We start from the raw sequence: 3,545 nt of genomic DNA on the forward strand, positions 1-3,545 counted from the left end.
CAGGCCCTTGGCCACATAGTCGTTGCCCAGTCGGTGCCGGAGGTCGGGCCGCAGCCCCTCGGCCCCGCCCGGCAGCGCGGTCGAGACGAGACGCACGTCCACCGGCACCGGGCGCAGGCCGCCCACCGGCAGATAGCTGCCCTCGGCCGCGAGGCGCAGGAGCCGCGCCTGCGTGCGGGGCGGCAGATCCTCGATCTTGTCGAGGACGAGCGTGCCGCGATGGGCGGCCGCGATCAGCCCCTCCTCCTGCCGCCGCCCGGTCTGGCGGCCGAAGAGCAGCGCCTCCTCCTCGCCGATCTCGGCGCAGCGCACCACCGTGAAGGGCCCGCCGCGCCCTGCCGCATGGATCGCGCGGGCGAGAGTGAGCTTGCCCGTGCCGGTCTCGCCCTCGATCAGGATCGGCAGCCGCTGCGGCGCAAGGGCCGCGGCCGCCCGCAACAGCGCGGCCATCGCGGGATCGTCGCCCGCGAGGCTCCGCAGCGGCGGCGGCAGGCTCACCGGCGCGGGCACCGCCCGGGCGGGTGCGCGGCGCGGCTCGATCGCATGGGCGAAAAGCCGGTGGCCGTCGCGCGTCTCGATGAACCGTTCGGCCGCGGGACGCTGGCGCATCAGATCGTCGAGCCGGTCCACCCGCACGTTCAGGAAGTCCGAGACCGGCCGCCCGATCAGCCCGCCCGCCGCGCGCCAGTCCTGCCCCGCCGCCTGCGCGAGGATCCGCGCCGCGCCATGGGTCAGCCCCAGCACGCGCCCCGTCCCGTCGAGCGACAGCGCCGCCTCGGGATCCACGTCGAGGAAGTCCGGCGAGGCCGAGAGCCGGAGCACCCATTCGCGCCGGTTCTCGGCCATCAGGTTGGCCATCTCGATCCGCCGCGCCGCCGCCGTCACCAGCTTCAGCGCCAGCGACTGGCTCGCCTTCGCGCGCGGCGAGGAGAGGAGCGAGATGTCGAGCACCGCCGAGAGCCGGCCGAGCGTGTCGTAGATCGGCGCGGCGGTGCACGAGAGGCCGGTGTGCGTCGCGTCGAAATGATCGGTCTGGTGGATCACCAGCGGCTCGCCCGTCTCGATGCAGGCGCCGAGCGCGCAGGTTCCCGCGCGCGCCTCGGACCATTCCGCGCCCATGTAGAGACCGCTCCGGCGCAGCTCCTGCTTCTGGGCCTCGTCGCCCAGATATTCCACCGTCACCCCGGCCCGATCCGCAAGCAGCAGGACGTAATTCTGCCCCGCAACCAGCCCGTAGAGGCTCTCGATCCCCGACCGGGCGATGGCGATCAGCGCCTCGGACCGTTGGCGATGCTCGCGCAGCGCCGTCTCGGGCAGGATGAAGGCCTCGGACCGGGCGGTCGGATCCAGCCGATGCTGGTTCAGGCAGCGGAGCCAGCTTTCGACCACCACCCGGTCGCGCCCCGGCGGACGCCCCTCGGCCGCAGCCTCGATCTCGCGCACATGGCTGAGCTCGTGCTCCATGCAGGTCCCTCCCTCCCGGGCCCTCCCAAGCCCGTCCGGACCGATGGTAGCGGAAGGACGGGACGGGGCGAAATGAGGCTTTAGGCTTGAGCCTGCCGCAGGCGCTGCGCCACCTGTTGCAGCTCCTGCAACAGGGGGTCCTGCCAAGTGCCTGAAAAGGCTCGCGCGAGATTCACCATTTGGCGCGCGGCGCCCTGCGGCCGAGGCTCGATGCCGGAGGAAGAAGGGAGGCATTCATGCTCGATCAAAGTGAAAGTCTGGCGCTTGCGTCACTGGTGGCGGAACTCGAACGGGCCCTGGTGGCGCAGGATGCGGAGGCGGTCGCGGACTGTTTCCTCGAGACCGGGTTCTGGCGCGACCTCGCGGCCTTCACCTGGAACATCAAGACCTGCGAGGGCAAGGGCGAGATCCGCGCCATGGCCAAGGCCCAGCTCGGGCCCATCGGGCCGCAGGCGCTCGCGCTCGATCCGGCCGAGACGGTGAGTTCGGCGGACGGGGTCACGGAGGGCTGGCTCACCTTCGAGACGGCGACCGGCCGCGGCGCAGGCCATATCCGCATGAAGGAGGGCAAGGTCTGGACGCTCCTGACCGCGCTCCATGAGCTGAAGGGCCATGAGGAGCCGCGCCGCCTGCGCCGGCCGATGGGGGCCGAGCACGGCCACGATCCGCACCGCAAGACCTGGAAGGAGAAGCGCGAGGAGGAGGCGCGGCGTCTGGGCTACGAGGAGCAGCCCTATGTCCTCATCATAGGCGGCGGTCAGGGCGGGATCGCGCTCGGCGCGCGGCTGCGCCAGCTCGGGGTGCCCACGATCATCCTCGAGAAGAACGAGCGGCCCGGCGACAGCTGGCGGCGACGCTACAAGTCGCTCTGCCTGCACGACCCGGTCTGGTATGACCACCTGCCCTACATCCCCTTCCCGGACAACTGGCCGGTCTTCGCGCCGAAGGACAAGATCGGCGACTGGCTCGAGATGTATACGAAGGTGATGGAGCTGAACTACTGGTCCTCGAGCACGGCAAAATCCGCCCGCTACGACGAGGCCGCGGGCGAGTGGACGGTGATCGTCGACCGCAACGGCGAGGAGGTGGTGCTGCGCCCGAAGCAGCTGGTGCTCGCCACCGGCATGTCGGGCAAGGCCAACGTGCCGAGCTTCCCGGGGCAGGACATCTTCCGCGGCGAGCAGCAGCATTCGAGCCAGCATCCCGGCCCCGATGCCTATCGCGGCAAGAAGGTCGTGGTGATCGGCTCGAACAACTCGGCCCACGACATCTGCGCCGCTTTGTGGGAGGGCGGAGCCGATGTCACGATGGTCCAGCGCTCCTCGACCCATATCGTGAAGTCCGACAGCCTGATGGAAGTCTGCCTCTCGGGGCTCTATTCCGAGAAGGCGGTGGCAGAGGGCATCGACCACGAGAAGGCCGACATGATCTTCGCCTCGGTGCCCTACCGGATCATGCACGAGTTCCACATCCCGCAATATGAGGAGATCCAGCGCCGCGACGCCGACTTCTACGACGCGCTGCGCAAGGCGGGCTTCCTGCTCGACTTCGGCGACGACGGCTCGGGCCTGTTCATGAAATACCTGCGCCGCGGGTCGGGCTACTACATCGACGTGGGCGCCTGCGATCTGGTCATCGACGGCTCGATCAAGCTGAAGTCGGGGTCGGACGTGAGCCACCTGACCGAAGATGCGGTGGTTCTGAAGGACGGCACCGAGCTGCCGGCGGATCTGGTGGTCTATGCCACGGGCTACGGCTCGATGAACGGCTGGGCGGCCGATCTCATCAGCCCGGAGGTGGCCGACAAGGTGGGCAAATGCTGGGGCCTCGGATCCGACACGACCAAGGATCCCGGCCCCTGGGAGGGCGAGCAGCGCAACATGTGGAAGCCCACGATGCAGGAGGCGCTGTGGTTCCACGGCGGCAACCTGCATCAGTCGCGCCACTATTCGCGCTACCTCGCGCTGCAGCTGAAGGCCCGGCAGGCCGGGATCGAGACGCCGGTCTGGGGGCTCCGGCCGCCGAGCCACCTGCGCTGAGGGCGGATCTGCGGGCGGGCGCCGCGCTCCCTCGGCCCCGCC

General features: G+C 70.1%; 2 protein-coding genes. One reads left to right on the top strand and one right to left on the bottom strand.

Annotated elements, in window-relative coordinates:
• Positions 1-1,464 (bottom strand): sigma-54-dependent Fis family transcriptional regulator (locus tag A9O63_RS00350; protein ID WP_069330139.1); only part of this gene is annotated, 1,464 nt, incomplete at its 3' end.
• 236 nt (positions 1,465-1,700) lie between these two features.
• Here A9O63_RS00350 and A9O63_RS00355 point away from each other — a divergent pair.
• Entirely contained in the window at positions 1,701-3,503 is a 1,803-nt protein-coding gene (locus A9O63_RS00355) for a flavin-containing monooxygenase (protein ID WP_069330140.1), read from the top strand.
• The last annotated feature ends 42 nt before the right edge of the window (positions 3,504-3,545 follow it).

The sequence above is a fragment of the Cereibacter johrii genome, assembly GCF_001720585.1.
GTDB lineage: Bacteria > Pseudomonadota > Alphaproteobacteria > Rhodobacterales > Rhodobacteraceae > Cereibacter_A > Cereibacter_A johrii.

Excerpts from the sequence above, each read along its gene's own strand:
- A9O63_RS00355 (WP_069330140.1), top strand. The coding sequence starts at position 1,701 with ATGCTCGATCAAAGTGAAAGTCTGGCGCTTGCGTCACTGGTGGCGGAA.